This window comes from Heyndrickxia coagulans 36D1, from assembly GCF_000169195.2.
GTDB classification, from domain to species: domain Bacteria; phylum Bacillota; class Bacilli; order Bacillales; family Bacillaceae_C; genus Weizmannia; species Weizmannia faecalis.
In genome coordinates this window covers 2,665,200-2,685,769 of record NC_016023.1, presented here as the reverse complement: position 1 = coordinate 2,685,769, position 20,570 = coordinate 2,665,200, and the positions used below count along the sequence as shown (strand labels likewise).

General features: G+C 46.0%; 18 protein-coding genes. 3 read left to right on the top strand and 15 right to left on the bottom strand.

The window, feature by feature from the left end:
- Nucleotides 1-366 precede the first annotated feature (366 nt).
- The 5 genes from BCOA_RS29945 to BCOA_RS29925 all read right to left on the bottom strand — a co-directional run bounded on the left by BCOA_RS29945 (nt 367) and on the right by BCOA_RS29925 (nt 7,738).
- Nucleotides 367-1,443, bottom strand: a complete 1,077-nt coding sequence (locus tag BCOA_RS29945) for a bifunctional 3-deoxy-7-phosphoheptulonate synthase/chorismate mutase (RefSeq protein ID WP_014097695.1) — start codon at nt 1,441-1,443, stop codon at nt 367-369.
- A 411-nt stretch (nt 1,444-1,854) separates the two neighbouring features.
- Nucleotides 1,855-2,232, bottom strand: coding sequence for a YtxH domain-containing protein (locus BCOA_RS29940; RefSeq protein ID WP_014097694.1), 378 nt, complete (start codon nt 2,230-2,232; stop codon nt 1,855-1,857).
- 18 nt (nt 2,233-2,250) lie between these two features.
- Entirely contained in the window at nt 2,251-2,781 is a 531-nt protein-coding gene (locus BCOA_RS29935) for a DUF948 domain-containing protein (RefSeq protein ID WP_014097693.1), read from the bottom strand.
- Nucleotides 2,782-2,981: 200 nt separating this feature from the next.
- Complete coding sequence (gene murC / locus BCOA_RS29930; RefSeq protein ID WP_014097692.1) at nt 2,982-4,295, bottom strand: UDP-N-acetylmuramate--L-alanine ligase; 1,314 nt, start codon at nt 4,293-4,295, stop codon at nt 2,982-2,984.
- Between the two features lie 290 nt (nt 4,296-4,585).
- The gene (locus BCOA_RS29925) at nt 4,586-7,738 is read right to left on the bottom strand and encodes a DNA translocase FtsK (protein WP_014097691.1); all 3,153 of its coding nucleotides are present in this window, start codon (nt 7,736-7,738) and stop codon (nt 4,586-4,588) included.
- Nucleotides 7,739-7,912: 174 nt separating this feature from the next.
- Here BCOA_RS29925 and BCOA_RS29920 point away from each other — a divergent pair, with 174 nt between their 5' ends.
- On the top strand, nt 7,913-8,551 hold the full coding sequence (locus BCOA_RS29920; protein WP_014097690.1) for a YhcN/YlaJ family sporulation lipoprotein: 639 nt from the start codon (nt 7,913-7,915) through the stop codon (nt 8,549-8,551).
- A 54-nt stretch (nt 8,552-8,605) separates the two neighbouring features.
- Here BCOA_RS29920 and ytpR read toward each other — a convergent pair whose 3' ends face one another.
- The 3 genes from ytpR to BCOA_RS29905 all read right to left on the bottom strand — a co-directional run bounded on the left by ytpR (nt 8,606) and on the right by BCOA_RS29905 (nt 10,487).
- Nucleotides 8,606-9,211, bottom strand: coding sequence for a YtpR family tRNA-binding protein (gene ytpR / locus BCOA_RS29915; RefSeq protein WP_014097689.1), 606 nt, complete (start codon nt 9,209-9,211; stop codon nt 8,606-8,608).
- Nucleotides 9,212-9,229: 18 nt separating this feature from the next.
- Nucleotides 9,230-10,024 carry a DUF1444 domain-containing protein gene (locus BCOA_RS29910; protein WP_014097688.1) on the bottom strand — a complete coding sequence of 265 codons (795 nt, stop codon included), beginning with the start codon at nt 10,022-10,024 and terminating at the stop codon, nt 9,230-9,232.
- 148 nt (nt 10,025-10,172) lie between these two features.
- On the bottom strand, nt 10,173-10,487 hold the full coding sequence (locus BCOA_RS29905; protein ID WP_014097687.1) for a thioredoxin family protein: 315 nt from the start codon (nt 10,485-10,487) through the stop codon (nt 10,173-10,175).
- 143 nt (nt 10,488-10,630) lie between these two features.
- Between BCOA_RS29905 and BCOA_RS29900 the strand changes: the two genes are divergently transcribed.
- Complete coding sequence (locus BCOA_RS29900; RefSeq protein WP_014097686.1) at nt 10,631-11,770, top strand: SpoIIE family protein phosphatase; 1,140 nt, start codon at nt 10,631-10,633, stop codon at nt 11,768-11,770.
- Nucleotides 11,771-11,863: 93 nt separating this feature from the next.
- On the opposite strand, the gene BCOA_RS29895 is transcribed toward BCOA_RS29900, so the two are convergent.
- Nucleotides 11,864-12,703 (bottom strand): CheR family methyltransferase, encoded by an 840-nt coding sequence (locus tag BCOA_RS29895; protein ID WP_014097685.1) that lies wholly within the window; start codon nt 12,701-12,703, stop codon nt 11,864-11,866.
- A gap of 288 nt (nt 12,704-12,991) precedes the next feature.
- Nucleotides 12,992-15,757: a hybrid sensor histidine kinase/response regulator gene (locus BCOA_RS29885; protein WP_014097684.1), complete on the bottom strand. Its 2,766-nt coding sequence runs from the start codon at nt 15,755-15,757 to the stop codon at nt 12,992-12,994.
- A 183-nt stretch (nt 15,758-15,940) separates the two neighbouring features.
- Between BCOA_RS29885 and BCOA_RS29880 the strand changes: the two genes are divergently transcribed.
- Nucleotides 15,941-16,123, top strand: a complete 183-nt coding sequence (locus BCOA_RS29880; protein ID WP_041818118.1) for a hypothetical protein — start codon at nt 15,941-15,943, stop codon at nt 16,121-16,123.
- A 90-nt stretch (nt 16,124-16,213) separates the two neighbouring features.
- Here BCOA_RS29880 and BCOA_RS29875 read toward each other — a convergent pair whose 3' ends face one another.
- The 5 genes from BCOA_RS29875 to BCOA_RS29855 all read right to left on the bottom strand — a co-directional run bounded on the left by BCOA_RS29875 (nt 16,214) and on the right by BCOA_RS29855 (nt 20,385).
- Nucleotides 16,214-17,353: an MFS transporter gene (locus BCOA_RS29875; protein WP_014097683.1), complete on the bottom strand. Its 1,140-nt coding sequence runs from the start codon at nt 17,351-17,353 to the stop codon at nt 16,214-16,216.
- Nucleotides 17,354-17,438: 85 nt separating this feature from the next.
- Entirely contained in the window at nt 17,439-17,624 is a 186-nt protein-coding gene (locus tag BCOA_RS29870) for a hypothetical protein (RefSeq protein WP_014097682.1), read from the bottom strand.
- 380 nt (nt 17,625-18,004) lie between these two features.
- The gene (locus tag BCOA_RS29865) at nt 18,005-18,598 is read right to left on the bottom strand and encodes a hypothetical protein (RefSeq protein ID WP_014097681.1); all 594 of its coding nucleotides are present in this window, start codon (nt 18,596-18,598) and stop codon (nt 18,005-18,007) included.
- 127 nt (nt 18,599-18,725) lie between these two features.
- Nucleotides 18,726-19,250, bottom strand: a complete 525-nt coding sequence (locus BCOA_RS29860) for a DUF84 family protein (RefSeq protein ID WP_014097680.1) — start codon at nt 19,248-19,250, stop codon at nt 18,726-18,728.
- 61 nt (nt 19,251-19,311) lie between these two features.
- A complete protein-coding gene (locus BCOA_RS29855; RefSeq protein ID WP_014097679.1) occupies nt 19,312-20,385 on the bottom strand; it encodes a M42 family metallopeptidase in 1,074 nt (357 codons plus the stop codon).
- Between the last annotated feature and the right edge of the window lie 185 nt (nt 20,386-20,570).

Genomic DNA, 20,570 nt, shown 5'->3' with positions numbered 1-20,570 from the left:
GCAACATGACAGCGGAATTTTGGCCAATTTGAGCTTTTGCTGGAATATTGCCCGCTTCCTTAGCCGTGGCTGCCTGAACTTTGGATGGATTCCTTTACTTAGAGCGCGTCTACGTTAAGAAAGCAAGCTAATATGAAGGCATTCCTTCACTTAGAACCCGTCTATGTTAAGAAGGCGCGAAAAACGATGGCATTCCTTTACCTAGAGACCGTCTACGTGAAGGAATTTCGCTTATTCAACAATCCCTAGTTTATCCGCCATTCGATGTTCTTGCGTTTAAAAATGACAGGACGACGCCACCACACGGCCGGAAAAATCCCCCACAAAGAAAAACCTTCTGCAAGGCAGAAGGCCGGATGCTGATCCTTATATTTTCGCCGGCAAAGCGGATTGGATTTCCTGATAAAATGCATCGAACTGTTTCAAATCCATTTGCTGAGCTGCGTCCGAAAGTGCGACTGCCGGATCCGGGTGCACTTCCGCCATGACACCGTCCGCTCCGATCGCAAACGCCGCTTTGGCAGCTGGAAGGAGCAAATCCCTTCTCCCTGTCGAATGGGTCACATCCACAAATACTGGCAAATGCGTTTCCTGTTTTAAAATCGGCACCGACGTAATATCGAGCGTATTGCGGGTCGCCCGTTCGTACGTCCGGATGCCCCGTTCGCAAAGTATAATCTGTCCGTTTCCTCTTGACATAATATATTCAGCGGCATTCATAAATTCTTCAATCGTTGCCGCGAGTCCGCGTTTTAAGAGAATCGGCTTTTGGATGGAACCTGCCGCTTTCAACAGCTCGAAATTCTGCATATTGCGCGCGCCGATTTGGATGACATCGAGGTAATCGACCGCTTTTTCGAGATCAGCAGGTGTCACGATTTCACTGATAACAGCGAGATCATATTCATCGGCAATCTGTTTTAAAATTTTCAGGCCTTCAAGTCCAAGCCCCTGAAAATCATACGGAGAGGTGCGCGGTTTGTAAGCGCCGCCGCGAAGCAGTTTCAGCCCCTTCGCTTTTACGGATGCCGCAACAGCCGCAACCTGGTCGTACGATTCAACCGAACACGGGCCGAATACAAAATACGGGTTGCCGTCGCCCACTTTTTCGCCTTTAATATCAACAATTGTATTTTCTGGCTGTTTCTTCCGCGAAACGAGCAATGCTTTCCGATGGTCATCTTCCTGCAGTTCAAGGGCCGCTTTAAAGATCTCTTTAAATAAATGTTCAATGGTAGACATTTCAAACGGGCCATCGTGATGTTCTTTAATGGCATTCAGCATTTCACGTTCCCGAACTGGATCATAGCGGTTTACACCCTGAGCTTCTTTCAGTTTCCCGATTTCCTGGACGAGCTCACCCCGCTTGTTGATCAGCTCCAGCAGCTTTAAGTTTACTTCTTCAACTTCTTTCCGCAATTGTTCAAGCTCTCTGTTCCCCACGAACCTCTCATCCTCTCTGTCAATATCCTTATCTCATTTTGTTGCCGGCGTCTATTACCATAGAAGCTTACAAGTGATTAGCACTTATTATAATCGATTCTTTTTAAAAAGTCACGAAAAAATTCTTTATCGGATAAACGCTTTTATGTGCTAAAGCAATACCCGTCCTGTTATAGTTTTATATGTTTTTCTCGGAAAAACGTTCCCTCTTTCTTTTCGTTTTGCCAGTCGCCATGTCCATCCTGATCGTAATTGATTATGTCGTGAAAAACTTCAATTCATATTATACCGCTCCATCTGAAAAAAAACGCACAAAGAGCGGCTGTCGTTTGGCGCGTATCATCCTTCTTGTTCTGTTTTCCTGTCTGAAAAGCACAAAAAAAGCGGCTGATATGCCGCTTTTTTTTGCGCTTACTCACCGACCGATGAGGAACTGCCTGAATTTGAACTTTGTTGATTCACATTTTCCATATCCGTTTGTGCTTTATCTTTTGCCTGCTGCGCGGTCTGAACGGCGCTGTCTTTCAGCTGGCTGCCTTTCTGCACGGCAAAATCGCGGACTTGTTTTGTTTTTTCAGCAGCCTGCGAAGCGAGCTGGGTCCCTTTTTCGGTCGCAAATTCGCGCCAGCCGTCTGTTTTTCCTTTAATGGTTTCCACCTGGCCGCTTAAGTCTTCCCGAAGTTCTTTCCCCGATTTCGGCGCCAGCATAAGCGCTACTGCAGCACCGACAACACCACCGACAATTGCACCAGTCAAAAAATCTTTCGTGGACATTTGTTCTTCAGACATGTAAATTCCTCCTTAAGTTTATGAATTTCTTACCCGTTGGAGCAGCCTTTCATCATTGCGGACCGGTTCTTCAAGAAGGTGTTTCGGGACAGGGTCTTTGGCATGGACAGGATGGGTTTCATTCGTGCCTGTGCCTGTACCTTTTTTACCCGACCATCTATCTTTTATTTCCTTCAGCGCAGCGCCCCATTGCACGGCCTGTGCAATTTTGTCCTGCCTTTTGCTGACGGCCGAAGCAATCGATGTTGTGACTTTACGCAGCGCCTGACTCAGTTGCTGGGCGGAAACACCGATATCTTCCACGGCATAGACGACACTGTTCAGCCTTTCCGATTTATGCTCGATGTCTTCAACCAACACATTCGTTTTTTCCAGTAATTTTGTTGATTCCTCTGTAATGCCGTGCATCTGCCCTTCAAGGCCCTTTACCGTATCCGACAAGTTGTCCAATGTTTTGCTTAATGATTTCAATGTCTTCGTCAGGGCGATGACCAGAATAAGGAATGCAACAGCAATCAGCGCCACGCTTAAATACAGGATGATTTTCATCTTTCGTTACCACCTCCATGTACAATAAAATTACCCCAAATCGCCTTCCTTAAACTATGGGGTTGAAATCTTTGCGGGTACCATCCTTATTTTCGCATAACGGCCGCCTTGTGCCAACAAAAATGGAAACATTTTCTGCTTGACAAATCTTATAACAAAAAAAGACATTGCCCGCCTGTTTTTCGGACAATGCCTTTGCCTTACCGGCTTACATGCTTTTGCAGCAATGCTTCGTATGCCTTTTGGTACTTTTGGATGTCCCCGGCACCCATAAAGAGAATGACACTGTTTTCAATGCCAAGAAGCGGGGACATGTCCTCTTCCTTGATAATTTGAGATCCGCTGACTTTTTCCTGCAAATCGTAAATAGAAAGCTTCCCGTGGTGTTCGCGCGCCGAGCCAAAAATATCGCACAGAAAAACCCGGTCTGCAAGGTTTAAGCTTTCCGCAAACTCTGTAAGAAATGCCTGCGTGCGGCTAAAAGTATGCGGCTGGAATACGGCGACAAGCTCTCTTTCCGGATATTTTTTCCGCGCGGCATCAATGGTTGCCTTGATCTCAGTCGGATGGTGGGCATAGTCATCAATGATGATTTGCGTGCCGATTTCTTTTTCCGTAAAGCGGCGTTTGACCCCGTGAAATGTTTTTAAATGCGTTTCAACCGCTTCTTTTTCGATGCCTTCGTATTGGCAGAGGGCGATGACCCCAAGCGCATTCAGCACGTTGTGGTTCCCGAAAGAGGGAATTTCGAACGTCCCATAAAAATTATTGCGGACCACCACATCGAATTTCGTTCCTTGCGGCTCCGTCACAATATTTCTTGCCTGAAAATCGTTGCCTTCTTCAAAGCCATAAAAAACAACCGGCACTTTCGCCTGGATTTTTTGCAGCTGCTCGTCGTCCCCGTAAGCGATGATGCCTTTTTTGACTTGCAGTGCCATTTCTTGAAAGGCGGAAAAGACATCGTCAATGTTCGCATAATAATCCGGATGGTCGAAGTCAATATTGGTCATAATCGCATAATCCGGATGGTAGGAAAGAAAGTGGCGCCGGTATTCACACGCCTCAAATACAAAATATTCCGCTCCCGGAACCCCTTTTCCCGTTCCGTCCCCGATCAAATAGGAAGTGGGCTTGATCTCATGCATGACATGGGCAAGCAGCCCGGTAGTCGATGTTTTACCGTGCGCGCCTGTTACAGCAACGCTCGTAAAATTTTTCAAAAACTCACCGAGAAATTTATGGTAACGGATCACAGGAATACCGCGTTTCATCGCTTCATCAATTTCTTCGTGCGTATCGGGAAAAGCATTGCCGGCAATCACCGTCAGGCCGGGGTGAATATTTTCCCGGTTGAAAGGCAGGATCTTAATGCCAGCATCTTCTAATGCCTGCTGGGTAAAAAAGCGCTTTTCCACGTCAGACCCCTGCACTTCGTATCCGATGTCATGCAGGATCTGTGCCAGTGCGCTCATGCCCGATCCTTTAATCCCTACGAAATGGTATACAGTCATAATAGAACCTCCAACACTGTCTATATGTATGCAGTATATGATAAAAACCCGCCATGTGCGATAAGGCATGTTTCCATAGCAGCTATACAGGCTTTATACGGCTGCCTTCATGCCCATCATAAAAAATTCATACTCCATCATTATATCATTTCCAGGCAGCCGTGAACATGAAAAAACGGAATTTTGCCCGCAGCCCGCCGGAAGCCGGAAAGGGCAGCGCACATCCGCATTCCGCATGCCCTTTTTCCTCTATCCTTGCCAAAACAGCTGCCGGCTATAAGGAAAAACGATCACTCTCTGCTTTCCGCTTCCTGCATTTGCATAAATTCGCTTTTCGTTATTAAAACATCCCGCGGCTTGCTTCCTTTCGCCCCGGAAATAATCCCCTGCTGCTCCATCATATCAATCAGACGGGCGGCCCGGTTATAGCCGATCCGAAAATTGCGCTGCAAAAGTGACGTGGACGCCCCGCCCTGGTGAATGACAAATTCGCAGGCGTCGGGAAAAAGCTCGTCTTCTTCTTCGCCCGTTTCCGTTTGTCTCAGCAATTCTTCAGGCTGGAACAAATATTCCGGCTCTGCAGTTTCCCTTACAGATGACACAACATCGTCGATTTCACGGTCGCTCACAAAAGTGCCCTGCAGCCGGACCGGTTTGGAAGTGCCGTTTTCCAAAAACAGCATGTCCCCTTTGCCTAGCAGTTTTTCCGCCCCACTCATATCAATAATGGTGCGCGAATCGACCTGTGAAGAGACGGAAAAAGCAATGCGCGTCGGGATATTGGCCTTGATTAAGCCGGTAATGACATCCACGCTCGGCCGCTGTGTCGCCAGAATCAGGTGAATCCCGCAGGCGCGCGCTTTTTGTGCAATCCGGCAGATGGCATCTTCGACATCCCCCGGTGAGGTCATCATTAAATCAGCGAGCTCATCGATGACAATGACAATATACGGCAGCTTTTCGGAAAACCTGCGGGTACGGACGGCCATTTCATTATAACGGTGAATATCGCGCACACTTTCATGGGCAAACAATTCATAACGCCTTTCCATTTCTTCAACCGCCCACTTTAATGCCGCTGTTGCCATTTTGACATCTGTAATGACAGGGCTGACGAGATGCGGAATTTGATTATATGGCGCAAGCTCCACCATTTTCGGGTCGATCAGGAGCAGTTTCAAATCCTGCGGCGCCGCTTTATACAGGAGCGAAACAAGCACCGAATTGATACAGACGCTTTTTCCCGATCCGGTGGCGCCTGCAATCAGCCCGTGCGGCATTTTTTGCAGGTCGGTTACAACCGGTTTCCCCGAAATATCCAGGCCCATCGCAACCGTCAACGGAGATTTGCTGTTTTGAAATACGGGATCACCGATGATCTCACGCAAACGGACAGGGCGGCTTTTCAAGTTCGGGATTTCAATGCCGACCGTATGCTTGCCCGGAATCGGCGCTTCGATCCTGATATCTTTCGCAGCGAGGCTTAATTTTAAGTCGTCGTTCAGATTGGTGATTTTATTGACTTTTACGCCCGGTTCAGGCTGGACTTCAAACCGGGTGACGGAAGGCCCCTGGCTTGCGTTTACCACTTTCGCGCGGACATTGAAATTTTCAAGTGCCTCATCCAGCGTATAGCTTTGTTCTTTGATCCACTCCTCATCCCGGGTCTGCTTCACCGGCGGCTCCAGCAACGAAAGCGACGGGAAAGAAAACGGTTTTTCACCGCTGTTTTCGGCCGGATTTTCTTGTTCCGGCCGGGGACCCGGGGCCTCTTTCTTTTCTGTGATCCTCCGGCGGTCCTGTTTCAGCATCAGCACGTTAAACGGCAGATGCTTTCGCGGGCGTCTTTCCGTTTTTGTTGCTTCGCCGGATGACGGAGAAGTGCCCGCCATCTCCGTATGCCGCTGTTCCGGTTCATTTCCTGCATTTTTTTCGGTTTTTTCCGAAGCATATGCCGAAGGGGTTCCCGGCTCATTTGCAAGGTCCGCCATGCTTGCCTCTTGAGAAACGGCGGCATCCTCTTTTGACAATTCACTTGCCGGATTGAATCCCAGTGTTCCTGCGTTTTGCTGGTCTGGTTCATTTACCAGGATGGCTTCGGTTTTTTCCGAAGCATATGACGAGGAAGCTTTTTCCGGTTCACTTGCAATGGCCGCCGTACTTGCTTCCGGAGAAACAGCCGCTGCATCCTCTTTTGGCAGCACACTTGCCGAATCGGATCCCGGCGTTTTCGCTTTTAGCTGTTCCGATTCATCTGCCGGGTTTGTGCCGGGTTCTTCCGGAGAAATGGCCGTGGCATTCCCTTTTTCCGGTTCGTTTGCCGGATCGGTTTCGGCTTTTTCCGGTTCACTTGCCGAAGTAGCTTTCTCTGTTTCCGGCTCATCTGCCAGGCTTATGCCGGATTTCTCCAGCATGCCTGCTGCTAAAGATTCCGGCGTGCCCATGCTATGTTGTTCTGGCTCCATGTTCTCCAAAGCGGATGCCGGAGTCTCTTCCGATTTTGCCGGGTCACTTGCCGGGTCGGATCCCAGTGTTCCTGCGTTTTGCTGTTCTGGTTCGTTTACCTGGATGGCGTCGGTTTTTTCCGAAGCATACGACGAAGGGGTTTCCGGTTCATTTGCAAGGTCCGCCGTACTTGCTTCCGGAGAAACGGCCGCCGCATCCTCTTTTGGCAGCACACTTGCCGGGCCGGATTCCGGCATTTCCGCTGTCAGCTGTTCCGATTCATCAGACGGAATTGTGCCGGTTCTCCCCAGCCTGTATGCTGCTTCGGATTCCGGCGTTCCTGTGGCTTCATCTGCCGCACCTGGTGAATCTTCGCCGCGCCCTGTTTCCGTTTGGACAGGTTCGCCTTTTTCCGCCTGATCCGCTGTTGTGCGCCCGGCTTGATCTGCCGGTAAATCAGTTTGTTCCTCTTCGAACCATTGATCCGCCATTTGGATGCCGTGTTCCGGTTCTACCGGGTTCCGTTCGCCGTCCGTGCCCGGATTTTCTGCAAAATCAAGCAATTGCTGCAGTTTCGCCATATCCAAGAGACGGATATCCTTTTTGTAATGATCTTCCAGCTCGTATTCCAACACTGTTGTTTCTTCCTGCGCAGAATCATTTGTCGGCCGTTTAAATCCAAAGACCGGGGACGGGATATCCGTCGGCCGGAAAGGATGGCCTTTTTGCACTTTTTCGCTCCGTTCAGACTGTGGCTCGGGACGATGTTTTTTTGCCCGTGGCCGCTGCTTTTCCGGTTTTTCAGCCGTCTTCCGGCGCGCCCCTTCCTGATCCGGAATTACAGGAAAACGAAACTGTTTTTTCGGATAATGATAAGCCACACGAGTATCTATTTTGTCCGGGCGTGCCTGGTAAAGCCCGGGTTGTTCCGGGGCCTCTTCGTGCACGTTTTCATCCTTAAAATATTTTGCCATTTTTTTAATCCAGCTCAAATTCATCACTCTTTCCTTTGCTCATGCGTCCGAAGAGCCTTTCAAAAATTCTTCTCACCTTCCATTATACAAAGGAAACACATGTTTTTCGAGGGATTTTTTAACACAGGCATGCCGGCATAAAAAAATCGGGGTTAGGCACATTATGAGTGATACTATTTTTTTGAAGGAGGGAATGGATTGAAGATCGCAAAAGCATTGCTCGGCATCGGGCTTGCATCCGGGCTGTTGATGGGATGCGGAAACAATAACGGTGCTGGCGACAATAATGGCAACCGCAACAATGCACGGCCTGTACGCTATAACGACACAGCCGACAATAATGATGTGCGTTACAATAATGTCCGTTACAATACAGGAAGAACAAACGGCAATAATGGCGCTGATTTGACAAATAATACACGGGGTACACAAGGGATCAACAACGCCAATTTGACGAACAATAACGGCAACGGCAACAACAACAATAATAACAACAATAACGTCCGGGTGGCCAACCGTATTGCGCGCAGCATTGAGAATTTAAAAGAGGTAGCACAAGCGCGTGTCATCGCCACGAATGACAATGCTTATGTGGCTGTCTTACTGGAAAGGAACCAAAACAACGACAAACTTGACAAAAAACTGAAAAACAAAATTTCGAAAGTTGTCAAGCAAACCGATCCATCGATCAATGATGTGTACATTTCCGAAAATCCGGATTTCTTTGACCAGATGAGTGATTACGTCAATGACATCCGAAACGGCCGCCCGATTTCAGGATTTTTTAACCAGTTTAACGATATCATTCAGCGTGTCTTTCCGAACGGATCAAGATAAGCGAAAAAGGGCCGCATCCCGCGTGATGCAGCCCTTTTTTTGGCATCCGGCTTTTTATTCCGGCAGCGGAAATTCGCTTCCGACTTCGTATTGCCCGTCCAGCACAAGGATGCCTTTTTTCTGCGGTGCATTCGGGAGCCCGAGTTCACGCGCCGAGCAGATCATGCCGCTTGAAGCCACGCCGCGCAGCACGGCATCTTTGATGATCATCCCGTTCGGCATAACAGCGCCTGTTTTTGCAACCACAACTTTTTGCCCGGCTTCCACATTCGGCGCGCCGCAGACAATTTGCAATGTCTCAGCACCGGTGTCAACCTGGCAGATGCTTAAATGATCAGAATCCGGGTGCTTTTCCTTTTCTTTTACATACCCGACAACGAATTTCGGGGACAAGTCGGCGTCCAGTTTTTCATCGAACCCGTTTTCGGCGAGTATTCCGTTCAGCTTGTCGAGTAAAGCTTCCGTCAGTTTCACGGGGCCGCTTCCTTCAAACGCGCCGTACCGGGATGCTTCAAAAATATTGAACCCGGCTGTTTCTTTTGTCTTTTCATCATAAATGCGGGCAACCGTGCCTCTCTTTTCATAAGCGGCATGCTCCGCGTCTTTGATCATAACAATCAATGTATCGCCGATGCCTTCGCGGTTGTAAAAAACATTCATAAACGAAACGTACTCCTTTCAAGACTTCCGGTTTTTGCCCAAAATAAAGACCGGCTCCAATTCGCCGTCCTGATATAAAAATGAGAGGGCAGTAATCGGCACATGGCCGTTTGCAAAAAAATTCATCGCCATTTGCGCGATTATATCATAACCTGTTTCATTGCGGATGTCACCTATAATTAAAACATCCTGATGGGGAACAGCAAGAACCATTTCCCCTTCCGTTTTCTCGGACATTTCCTGCAAAAACTTTTCATTTAAAATCCGGCTTGCATCATAGCCATCATTCGTGTTCAAGAAATAAAAATCATTCCCTGCGACAGTGTCTTTTTTCATTTTCGTGGAAAGCGACCGTAAATTAAACCGCGCCGTTTCCCGAATTTGTTCCGGGCTCCACTCTTCCCGCTCCAGCATTTGAAGATCGATCAACCGGTACGTATTCCCCAGATCAAGCGCGTAATAAATGCGCGTCTCGGCCGTGTGCGCATCGGTTAAAAACGGGATGCCTCCTGGAGCTTCTTCTGGAAAAGAAGTGGACCGGATCACAGGAAAAATACTTTTTTCCCGGCCATTAAGCGAATGGTTTTTCCCCATTACACCGAGCGCTGCTTCCGCATAATAGACAACTTCTTTAATCGCTTCTTCTTTTTGGGTAGCCCATTTGGCGGCAATCTCCGGCAGGGAAATATTGAGTCCCTGGTGTGTGTCTTCATTTTCGACCCGAAGTACATCTTTTTCACGGTCATAGGAAAAAATCCGTCCTTTTTTCTCCAGCCTTTTTTCCAGCTCCCGTCTTAATTGTTTCGTATCCATTTTCCGGTTGGCACCTCCTTTATCCCCCAGCTTAGGAAAAATCCCCCGTCCGCAAAGAGGGGGATTTCGGCCTGCTTTTTGTCTTTCCTGAAAATATGCGTATGCATTCGGATGGTGCCGCGTTCAATGCGGCTTGATCATCTATGATTCAGGCAAGGCTTTCGATAAATTTTTCGACTTCTTCTTTTGTTTTCCGGTCTTTGCTGACGAAACGGCCGATTTCCTTGCCGTCCCGGAATGCGACAAAACTCGGGATCCCGTATACATCAAGATCCGCACATAAATCCAAAAATTTATCGCGGTCAACATGGACAAAAGTATAATCGCTGTATTCTTTTTCAATTTCCGGCATAAACGGGTCTAAGAAGCGGCAGTCCGGGCACCAGTCCGCTGAGAACAAAAAAATATGTGTCCCGTTTTCTTTCAAGTTTTTAAAATCTTCCATTGATTGCAATTCCTGCATGGTTAAACCCTCCAGTTTCTGTGTCTTCTTTTTATTATACCGTAACGGCAGAGCTGTTTCATTTTTCATCACCCGGCTTTCCCGGTATAATGAAAATTAAGCAGTTTGCGGGAAATGGACTTTTTACATAAGGGGTAGACTTCATGACCATTTTAATTGTAGATGACCATAAAGTAAATTTATTTGTCATAGAAAAAACTTTAAAAAATGCCGGATATGATCAGTATGTATCTTTCACTTCGGCTAAAGGATTATTCGCTTATTTGCATCTAAATGAGGAACACGCGCCAAAACCGCCTGCCGACTGCATTTTGATGGATATTATGATGCCCGAAATCGATGGTATTGAAGCGTGCCGGATGCTGCAGCAGTCACAGCTTTTTCGTGATATTCCCGTCATTTTCCTGACTGCGCTTGATGATGCCCGGAAGCTGGCGGAAGCACTGAACGCCGGGGGAATCGATTATATTACTAAGCCGATCAACAAAGTCGAGCTGATCGCCCGCCTTAAAGTAGCACTGCGCCTGAAAGAAGAGAAAGAATGGCATGCGGAACAGGAAAGGCATTTAAAAGACGAGCTCGATCTTGCAATGCAGGTTCAGCGCACACTTTTGAGCGAACCGATAAAAGAAAACTGTCTTTCCATTACATCTTCGTACAAACCGGCTCATCAACTGGCCGGTGATCTTTATTACTGGTATAAAATGGATGATCACCGTTACAGCCTCATGCTGCTCGATGTGATGGGGCACGGGATTTCGGCATCGCTCGTCTGCATGTTTATTTCTTCCAAATTAAGGGATTTAATGCAAAGCAAGGCAGACCCTGAAACGGTGATGCAGAAATTAAACGAACTGATGCTTTACCTGAATAAAAATGGCGGGTTGCAGGATTATTTTACAGCCATCTACCTTGTGCTCGACTGTGCCAGCAAAACGATCGAATATGTGAATGCCGGCCACCCGCCCGCTTTTGCCCTCGTGGATGAAAAGGAAGTCGTGTCGCTTTCGGAAGGCGGATGTGCTGTCGGCTTCTTCCCGCAATTGAAAGTGGAAAAGCAGGTGCTCCGTTACCATGAGAGCCTGCAACTCCTTTTATTTACAGATGGCGTAATGGAAGCACTCGATTCGGACAGCCACGACGGCTTGAAAATCCTGCAGCAGCTCGCTTCATCCACCTGGTCTCCGGAAAAGGCCGCTTCCCCCTTGGATACCGTCCTTGCCAAAGAACTGCAGGAACAACAGCCGGATGATATGTGTGTTGTGCTCGTGCAGGCAAAATAAGTGCTAGGGCTTACTAAGCGGGATATAGGGGTTGTCCGGTGAAAATACAGTAAAAAACGGCGAGATCGCAGTGTCTCGCCGTTTTTTAAATGGTTATGCTTTTTTTCGGTAAATTTTTTCTTCTCTGTCAAAAACCTCATACTTTCCTTCCGTATCAATCGTCCGCACGGTTTCTTTATGGCCGAGCCCTAAAAATCCCCGGTTCGTTAAACTTTCATCAAATAATCGCAAAACTTTTTTCTGAAGGTTTTGGTCAAAATAGATCATAACGTTCCGGCAAATAATCGCATGGAACTCATTAAACGAACCGTCCGTGACAAGATTGTGCTGGGCAAATACGATATTTTCCGCAAGGCTCTTATTGAAATAGGCATGCTGGGCATCGGCCGTGTAATAATAGGAAAATTCGCGTTTCCCACCTGCTTGGAAATAATTTTTCGTATACGTCTGCATTTTATGAAGCGAAAAGGCGCCGCTTTCCGCCTGGCGCAACACTCGTTCATTCATATCGGTTGCATAAATTCTCGTTTTTTCGCGCAGCCCCTCTTCGTCCAATAGAATGGCCATCGAATAGGCTTCTTCACCCGAGGAGCAGCCTGCATGCCAGATCCGGATTTCCGGGTACTGCCTTAATTCCGGGACGACTTTTTCGCGAAAGGCGACAAAAAAGTCCGGATCCCGGAACATTTCTGTCACTTGAATGGACAAATCATTTAACAGCACTTCAAGGAATTCGGGTTCATGGATCACCCTTTCGATTAGCGCGCTGATGCTCGGCAGGTTTTCGAGCCGCATCCGGTGCGTAACCCGCCTTTCAATGGAAGAACGGGCATACTGGCGGAAGTCGTAGCCAGATATCCGGTAAATGGCAAATAGCAGCATATCCAGTTCGAGCTTCCTGATGTCCTCATCCGTTAGTTGGTTTTTTTTCACGCTTTTTGCACTCCATCATTCTAAAGTTTGGGCTTGTTGAAATTGCGGAAATGGCATTCATTCCGCAACGGCCGCTAAAAAGCAACAAAATTTCCCGTGCTTCCTTTACTTGGAGCATGCCTATGTGAAGATAGCGGGCTAAATTTGCGGCCTTTTTTACAAAGAAATTCCTGTAACGAATTTTTTTCGGACTTCCCTGCGTGAAGAAAGCAAGCAAAATGTACAGCCTTCCTTCACCCCGTACCCCTCTCTCCGCTTTTTCACGGGCTTCCTTCCCTCAGCCTGCCTTTATTCTAGCGGCAGCCATACCCGCATGACAGATAACAGCTGGTCCATCTTCAGCGGTTTGCTGATGTAATCTGTTGCGCCGGCATCCAGACACTTTTGCCGGTCGCCTTTCATCGCTTTTGCTGTCAGAGCGATAATGGGCAAATCCGCAAATGCATCGTTCTTCCGAATTCTTTGCATCGTTTCATAACCGTCCATGCCCGGCATCATAATATCCATGAGGACGATGTCGACCTCTTTGTGAAGGTCCAGCATATCCAGGCATTCGAAACCGTTTTGCGACACAAGCACTTTCATGCCTTCTTTCGACAGCGCCTTTTTCAGTGCATAAATGTTCCGGTTGTCATCGTCACAAATCAGCACCGTTTTATTTCGGAGCGCCTGATCGGCTGATTCTTCTTCGCCCTGCTGCTGATCTTCTTCATGCAGCAATGCCGGCGCTGCTTCGCTTTCCGACGCTGGCACTTCTTCCGTAGCGGTCATCCCGTTCGGCAAGCTTGGAATATACAAAATGAAGGTGCTGCCCTTTCCGACAGTGCTGTCGAGACAGATTGTGCCGCCGAGCAAGCGGGCAAACTCACGGCAAATGGACAAACCGAGTCCCGTACCGCCGTATTTGCGGCCGGTCGCACCGTCCCCTTGCTGGAAGGCTTCGAAAATGAGATCCTGTTTCTTTTCCGGAATCCCGATCCCCGTGTCTTGCACAGCCACTTCCAGCCAAAAATCGGCGCCTTCCGTTTTCACGTATTTTCCGGCTGTTTCTGCGCTCACTTTGCGCATCCGGAACGTCACCGAACCATTTTCCGTAAATTTGACGGCATTTGAAAGCAGGTTTTTCACGATCTGTTGGAAACGCCGTTGGTCGGTATAAATCAAATCCGGCACATTATCATCGACATCAATCTTCAGTTCAAGTCCTTTTTGCTCTGCCAAATAAGCAAACTGGTTGCCGACATACACTGGCAATTCACGGGTGTTCGTCTCTTCAATGACAATTTCCATCTTGCCGGCTTCTACTTTGGACAAGTCAAGTATATCGTTAATTAAATTGAGCAAGTCACTGCCGGATGAATGGATCACACGGGCGAATTCTTTTTGTTCTTCGGTCAGATTGCCCTCTTCCGATTCATCCGCCAGCATTTCGGAAAGAAGCAGAATGCTGTTGAGCGGCGTCCGCAGTTCATGCGACATATTTGCAAGAAATTCAGATTTATACTGCGAGCTCTGGATAAGCTGCTCTGCTTTTTCTTCCAACTGATGCTTTGTTTTTTCCAGTTCCTGCGCTCTTTTTTCCGCTTCTTTCGTCCGTTCCTCAAGCTGTTCATTGATCATGCGCAATTCTTCAGACTGCGACTGCAATTCCTCCGACTGGGCTTGCAGTTCTTCCGATTGCGATTGCAACTCCTCCGACTGGGCCTGCAACTCTTCCGTCATCATTTGCGATTCTTTCAAAAGCCGCTCAACCTCCATTCTGCTCAGGACACTGTTGATTGCCATCCCGAGTGTATGGTTGATTTGCTTGATGAGCTCAAGCCGCGCCGGCGTGAACTCCTCCAGGCTTGCCAGTTCCAAAACCGCCAGTACTTCCTCTTCATAAATGACAGGCGCAATCAGAATGCTGCGCGGTTTCGCTTCACCCAAACCGGTCGAAATTAGCGAATAATTTTCGGGAACATCGGTAATGATCCGGCTCTCTTTTTCTAACGCACACTGGCCGGCCAGCCCCTCCCCGTATGAAAATTTTTCGCGGCCCGGATTCCCGCGGTCTTCCGCATAAGCAGCAATTTTGACAAACTCGGCTTTTGTTTTTTCTCCTCTTTTCAAATAAAAGGCACCCATCGAGGCTGCCATAACCGGTACGGCTTTTTGAATAAACCGTTCCGCCAGCGTGTTGATATGGGTGATATTCTGATACATCGTCGCCATTTCGGCAAGCGTCGTCTGCATCCAGTTTCTTTCCGATATTTGTTCAATATAATTTTTTTCTTTCTGGCTTGCCTGCTCAAGCGATGCGGCCATCCGGTTAAAAGCTGCACCGATTTCCCCGATTTCATCCTCTGTCTTCACATCCACCCGCGGCAGTGACGTAAGGTCATCGTAATTGATATGCGTCATTACTTTGGAGATGTTGTTTAAGCTTTTCGCCGTTCCCGATACAATCCAGTAAGCAATAAACAGCATCACGGCAATCATCAGCCCGGAAGAAACCACAATCATCTGCAGCAAGTTTTTTTCCAGCTGGCTGGCATTTTTCATTGCTTTCGACATTAAGTTTTCCTGGAAATTTTTAAAATCGGTAATATATCCCGTTAAGTGGCTCCGTTTCGTTTGATAGTCGGAAATCACTCCGGACGGCACCGTTTTATTGTGCCTGGCGTCATTGATAATCGTTTCTTCCGTTTCCGTATAGGAAGCAAATTCATTTTGGAGCTTTGCCAAAATATCCTTTGCCTGGTTATGGTTTAATATATTGTCTAGCTGGTTCAGCCTTGATTCGATTTTTGCACGGTTATCCGTAATATTTTGAATAGCGGTTTCCGTGCCGCTTGCTTTTTCATCATTAATAATGGCCAAAAGTTCCCGGTCGGACTGCGAAAACAGCAGCTGGATCTCCGTTGCCATTTTTACTTTCACATAGCGGTCCTGCACGATTTCAGACATGTTTTTTTTCATATGATTCATGGAAACGAGCATGACCACAGCCGTAACAAGCATAAAAGCGAGGATCACGCCGAACCCTGCATATTGTTTTTTCTTAAAGCCCATGCTTTCTTCCCCCTGTTTTTCCATCTGCCGGATATATCGATACTTCTAAGACAAGTGATAAAGCCATTGAAGCTTATACTCTATTCCCGATTTTTCAACATATTATACCATCAATCTGTGACAAATTTGTTACATTTCGTAGCAGGAATCAAGTTTTTTTACAAGGCTAAAGGGGGGGAGAGGATGATGATGCGTATTTACCATCAAACCGCCCCGTTTTTACTTTTCCTAAAATCAAAAAAGGCCTTGCAACCGCAGGACGATGTATCCCTTGGTAACAGGCTCCCCAATCAAGCAATCGAGTTGAGACGAATGAATTTTATGAATTTAAATAATAGATTTTCTATAGGTTTAGATTCATATTAAGACTCCTTATCTTGTAAATTGAGGTGATACATAATATTACGGTTGAAAGAAAAAATCCCGCTGCAAAAATAAATAACGACATTTTCAAACCTAAATACGAGCCAAGAACGCCTCCAATGACGCCCCCAGTGGCATCGCTCCCCTTGTTATAAACCGATTACTTGCATTTACGCTACCTAAAATTTTTAATGGCGTAATAGCCTGTCTTAAACTGACCTGGCTTACAAAATAGAGCATGTTTCCAAATCCGGATAGCATCTGTCCTAAAGTAAGTAAGATTAAAGCGATGGTTTTAGAGTGAAAGTAGGGTGTAAAAACAATGATTCCCCCAACTCCGATTAAAACGGTAGCACCAATGATCGATATCCCAATACCCATCTTTTTTGAAATAAATTCAGAAAAGTAAGCCCCTATTATCCCTCCAATACTTCCTAACCCATAGATTAATCCAATTTGCGATGCGTGCATTCCAACATTCCTTACTATGTATAGTATGTAAATGGTTTCAAAAGCAGTTCTGCAAAAATTTAAAATAGCCGTAGATATGGAGATAGATAAAAGAATTCGGCTATTTATTAATACTTTTAGTCCCTTTAAAATTCTTTTAAATATATTTATGTTTTCTGTAACTGTCTCTCTCTTTTCATTCATTTTTATTTTCCACATAAAAAATAATGAAATAAAATAAGATATTGAATCGATCATGATAGAAATGGGAGCAGATAAAATATTGATTAAAAATCCTGCAATGCTTTGACCAAAAATTTGGGATAAAGAACGGCTAACTTCTAAATTCCTATTTGCTCTGTACAAATCTTCCCTTGAAACAATAATGGGAACAAAAGAAAGATAGGCAAGTTCAAACATCATGGAAAACGTAGCAGATAAAAAAACAACGATGTAAAAAACGTAAAAATTGAGGGCATTAAGAAAGGCAAAGATGGGAATAACTAAAAGACAAAGTCCAGTTAATAAATTTGTAACGAGCAATATCGAACGTTTATTACTTTGATCAATCCAAGCCCCGGCAATTAAACTAAATAAAAAAAATGGAATGGTTGCACAGGCTTGGAATAACCCCATTTCAAATGAATTAGCCTTTAATAAATAGACTGCAGTTAAAGGTAGTCCGACAATTGTAACTTGAGAACCAAACATCGAAACAGTTTGTCCTGACCAAAATAATAAGAAATTTTTATTTGATTTAACTAGCGAAGGTGAAGTATTCAATAGATAGCCCTCCTTAAAAGCTTATCTTTGAAAATTCTCGTATGTTGCTGGATTTTTAGTCCTGCTAAATGTTGAAGTGAATGAATTATTTAGATAAGAAATATCCCCAAATAGGCAACACTATTAAATCGAATACGAGTAAAAATAATAGTAAACTATCATATTTGTCATAATCATCCACTCGATTGTTTTGTAATTTTCTAATTATAAAGATTGTAAGAACCAATAGAATAATCCCCGTAATTACTTTAAAAAAGACTAATAAATCCATAGTTAAATCTCCTCTTTAAAGTAGGATACGAATCATCATATTCGCCAGAGATTCCCATTTTCCTTCTAATATCCACATCTTTTTTAACATTAAAAAGACTCAAATCACACAGTAGCGGGAAGTTAAACAATAATAAGCATTCCTGTAATCAAAGAAATTTGGTGTTTGCACAAAAAGAGCCCCCTGGTATGATAGGGTGTCCAAAGCTTCAGAGCAAAAACGGACTCTTAATCGATACCCAAGGGGGGACTCCCATGAATGATACGCTGCATCTTGATTCTTCAATCATTGACTTTATAACCATGCTTCTAAATATTCCGATGAAATGAAATATAGTTTTAATTTGAAGGACTCTTAACCAATAAGGCCATCTGGAACGATTAGCCATGAAAATCCCCTGTCTTTTGATTCACCGTTACATAGGGGTATTCACCGGTATTCACTTCTTTTACCCAAACTTCCCAATTACCGTTGCCAATATACTTATAGTGACTGGGCGTGACGTGATAACCTTTATATAATTCTTTCTCGAACGTTGTTACCCAGGCGCCGTTCGGCCGGTTTACAGCCTGATTGGTCTTATCGGTATTGGAATTGGAACTTGTGCCTTTGTTCGATGTTCCTTCATGATTCTTTGTTGTATTTTCCGATGCCGATGAATTTCCTGATGTTGGTTGGTCTGATTTTGAATTGTCAGACTGGTTTGATGCTGATGAGGAGCTGTTTTCTTCTACCTGACCTGCAGAACTTTTCTGATCATCACTTCCCGTTGTGGTTGAACCGGAAGCTGAATTATCTGCTTCATTCTTACTTGTGTCCCTTTTTTGTGCTTTATCTTTAGGCTGCGTGGAGGAGTTTGTTTCAGGATGACTTCGATCACTTGATACGTTTTGACTTTGATTGTGATGAAATATAAAGAACCCACCAATCACAATCAGAACAACAACCAATACGAGCAAACTAACTTTTTTCATTTCAATGCCTCCTCCCTTCCATATTAACACGCTTCTACAATTTTAAATCGCCAGTACTTGACCAGCAAAGATTTTCGTTACTGAATTTAAAAGCCTTGAGATATCTTTTGGATATTGAAATATTTACTTATTTTTCAACTCTTTTCTGATACAGAAACTGTCCCAAAAGCATCTTTGTAATATGGGTGAACATGTCGCCGCGCGTGACGAGTTCATTGGTGAAGACACCGATTGCGCCTTCTTTTTTGCGGACGTTTTCTTTTTTTGCATAGTTTTCCATTACAGGTCCGAGTTCTTCGCCTGCCCGCAAACGAACCGCGATTTCTTCCGGAAGCGGAATCCTTGCTCCGCCGGCGATGAAGGGTTCTTCTCCTTCCACGACAATTGCACCCCAGTTGCAGAGAAACAAGCCATGCGGGGTTTCCACCACGCCACCTTCAAGACCAATACCAATATCCGCATTTTTTGCTGCCAGGACCGCCCTCGAGCGGTTAATGGCCCCTTGCAGCGTTTCTTCGTCGGAAAAAGGCTGTTCTTTTACGCCGGATGGCACACCTGCAGCCACAAATTCCATTTTCTGCCCGTCAAGCACTTCAAAGGCTTTCCGGACAGCCGACACTTTTGCCGGATTGGTCGAACCAATTGCAATCATCAAATTCTTTCACCTCTGTATTTCGGGCATTTTTGCCTCAGGAAAATCGAATATTTCTTTATTATTTACTGCGGATCGCATCAACGGTTGAACGGTCACAGGCCTGTACCAATTTCACGATCAAGGCCTTGGCTGCCGCATAGTCATCGACATGAAGGATCGCGGCATGCGTATGGATATAGCGGGCGCAAACCCCAATCACAGCACTCGGGATCCCTTCATTGGTAGTATGAACGCGGCCGGCATCTGTCCCGCCATTCGGGGCTACGAAATACTGGTAGCGGATATCATTGCTCTCGGCTGTGTCGAGAACAAACTCGCGCATGCCTTTATGTGTCACCATCGTCCGGTCGTAAATCCGCAGCAATGCGCCTTTTCCAAGCTGCCCGAATTGTTCTTTATCGCCGGACGCATCATTGGCGGGACTAGCATCCAGGGCAAAGAAAATATCCGGCTTAATCATATTGGCTGCTGTCTGTGCACCGCGCGTCCCGACTTCCTCCATAACCGTAGCGCCCGAATAAAGCGTGTTCGGAAGTTTTACACCCTGCAGTTCTTTTAACAATTCGATGGAGAGGCCGCAGCCGTAGCGGTTATCCCAAGCTTTAGCAAGAATTTTCTTTTGATTGGCCATTGGGGTGAACGGGCAAACCGGCAAGATGGGCTGGCCCGGGCGAATCCCGATTTTTTCAGCATCTTCACGGTCATCTGCGCCGATATCAATCAGCATATTTTTAATGTCCATTGGTTTGGATTTCTGATTTTCATCCAATAAATGTGGCGGAATTGAACCAACAACACCGATGACAGGACCGTTATCCGTATAAATTTGTACGCGTTGAGCCAGCAACACCTGGCTCCACCAGCCCCCTAGTGTTTGAAAGCGGATCATGCCATTTTCAGTGATGGATGTAACCATAAATCCAACTTCATCCATATGCCCTGCCACCATCACGGTTGGCCCGTCTTCCTGATCACGTCTTACGCCAAAGACGCTGCCGAGATGATCTTGTATGATTTCATCCGAATATTTTTGCAACTCCTGCTTCATAAACTGGCGGACGGCCGACTCGTTACCCGGTGCGCCTGGCAGTTCAGTCAGCGTTTTAAATAAATCGAGCGTTTCTTGTTCCATGCTTTTTACTCCTCGTTTCTGTATTTTTTTATCATACCGTATGTACAAGGTTTATTTTACATAATGGGTGGTTTTCTTGCCAGATTTTCACTTCATTTTGTACTTTTGTAAGTGAATTCATTTTCGGTTACCGCCTTGAAAGTATATAATGAGGGGGAGCACCGATTTATTCTGATTAATTGCAG

Excerpts from the sequence above, each read along its gene's own strand:
- BCOA_RS29940 (WP_014097694.1), bottom strand. The coding sequence starts at position 2,232 with ATGTCTGAAGAACAAATGTCCACGAAAGATTTTTTGACTGGTGCAATT.
- BCOA_RS29935 (WP_014097693.1), bottom strand. The coding sequence starts at position 2,781 with ATGAAAATCATCCTGTATTTAAGCGTGGCGCTGATTGCTGTTGCATTC.
- murC (WP_014097692.1), bottom strand. The coding sequence starts at position 4,295 with ATGACTGTATACCATTTCGTAGGGATTAAAGGATCGGGCATGAGCGCA.
- BCOA_RS29925 (WP_014097691.1), bottom strand. The coding sequence starts at position 7,738 with ATGAATTTGAGCTGGATTAAAAAAATGGCAAAATATTTTAAGGATGAA.
- ytpR (WP_014097689.1), bottom strand. The coding sequence starts at position 9,211 with ATGAATGTTTTTTACAACCGCGAAGGCATCGGCGATACATTGATTGTT.
- BCOA_RS29910 (WP_014097688.1), bottom strand. The coding sequence starts at position 10,024 with ATGGATACGAAACAATTAAGACGGGAGCTGGAAAAAAGGCTGGAGAAA.
- BCOA_RS29905 (WP_014097687.1), bottom strand. The coding sequence starts at position 10,487 with ATGCAGGAATTGCAATCAATGGAAGATTTTAAAAACTTGAAAGAAAAC.
- BCOA_RS29900 (WP_014097686.1), top strand. The coding sequence starts at position 10,631 with ATGACCATTTTAATTGTAGATGACCATAAAGTAAATTTATTTGTCATA.
- BCOA_RS29885 (WP_014097684.1), bottom strand. The coding sequence starts at position 15,757 with ATGGGCTTTAAGAAAAAACAATATGCAGGGTTCGGCGTGATCCTCGCT.
- BCOA_RS29880 (WP_041818118.1), top strand. The coding sequence starts at position 15,941 with ATGATGATGCGTATTTACCATCAAACCGCCCCGTTTTTACTTTTCCTA.
- BCOA_RS29870 (WP_014097682.1), bottom strand. The coding sequence starts at position 17,624 with ATGGATTTATTAGTCTTTTTTAAAGTAATTACGGGGATTATTCTATTG.
- BCOA_RS29865 (WP_014097681.1), bottom strand. The coding sequence starts at position 18,598 with ATGAAAAAAGTTAGTTTGCTCGTATTGGTTGTTGTTCTGATTGTGATT.
- BCOA_RS29860 (WP_014097680.1), bottom strand. The coding sequence starts at position 19,250 with ATGATTGCAATTGGTTCGACCAATCCGGCAAAAGTGTCGGCTGTCCGG.
- BCOA_RS29855 (WP_014097679.1), bottom strand. The coding sequence starts at position 20,385 with ATGGAACAAGAAACGCTCGATTTATTTAAAACGCTGACTGAACTGCCA.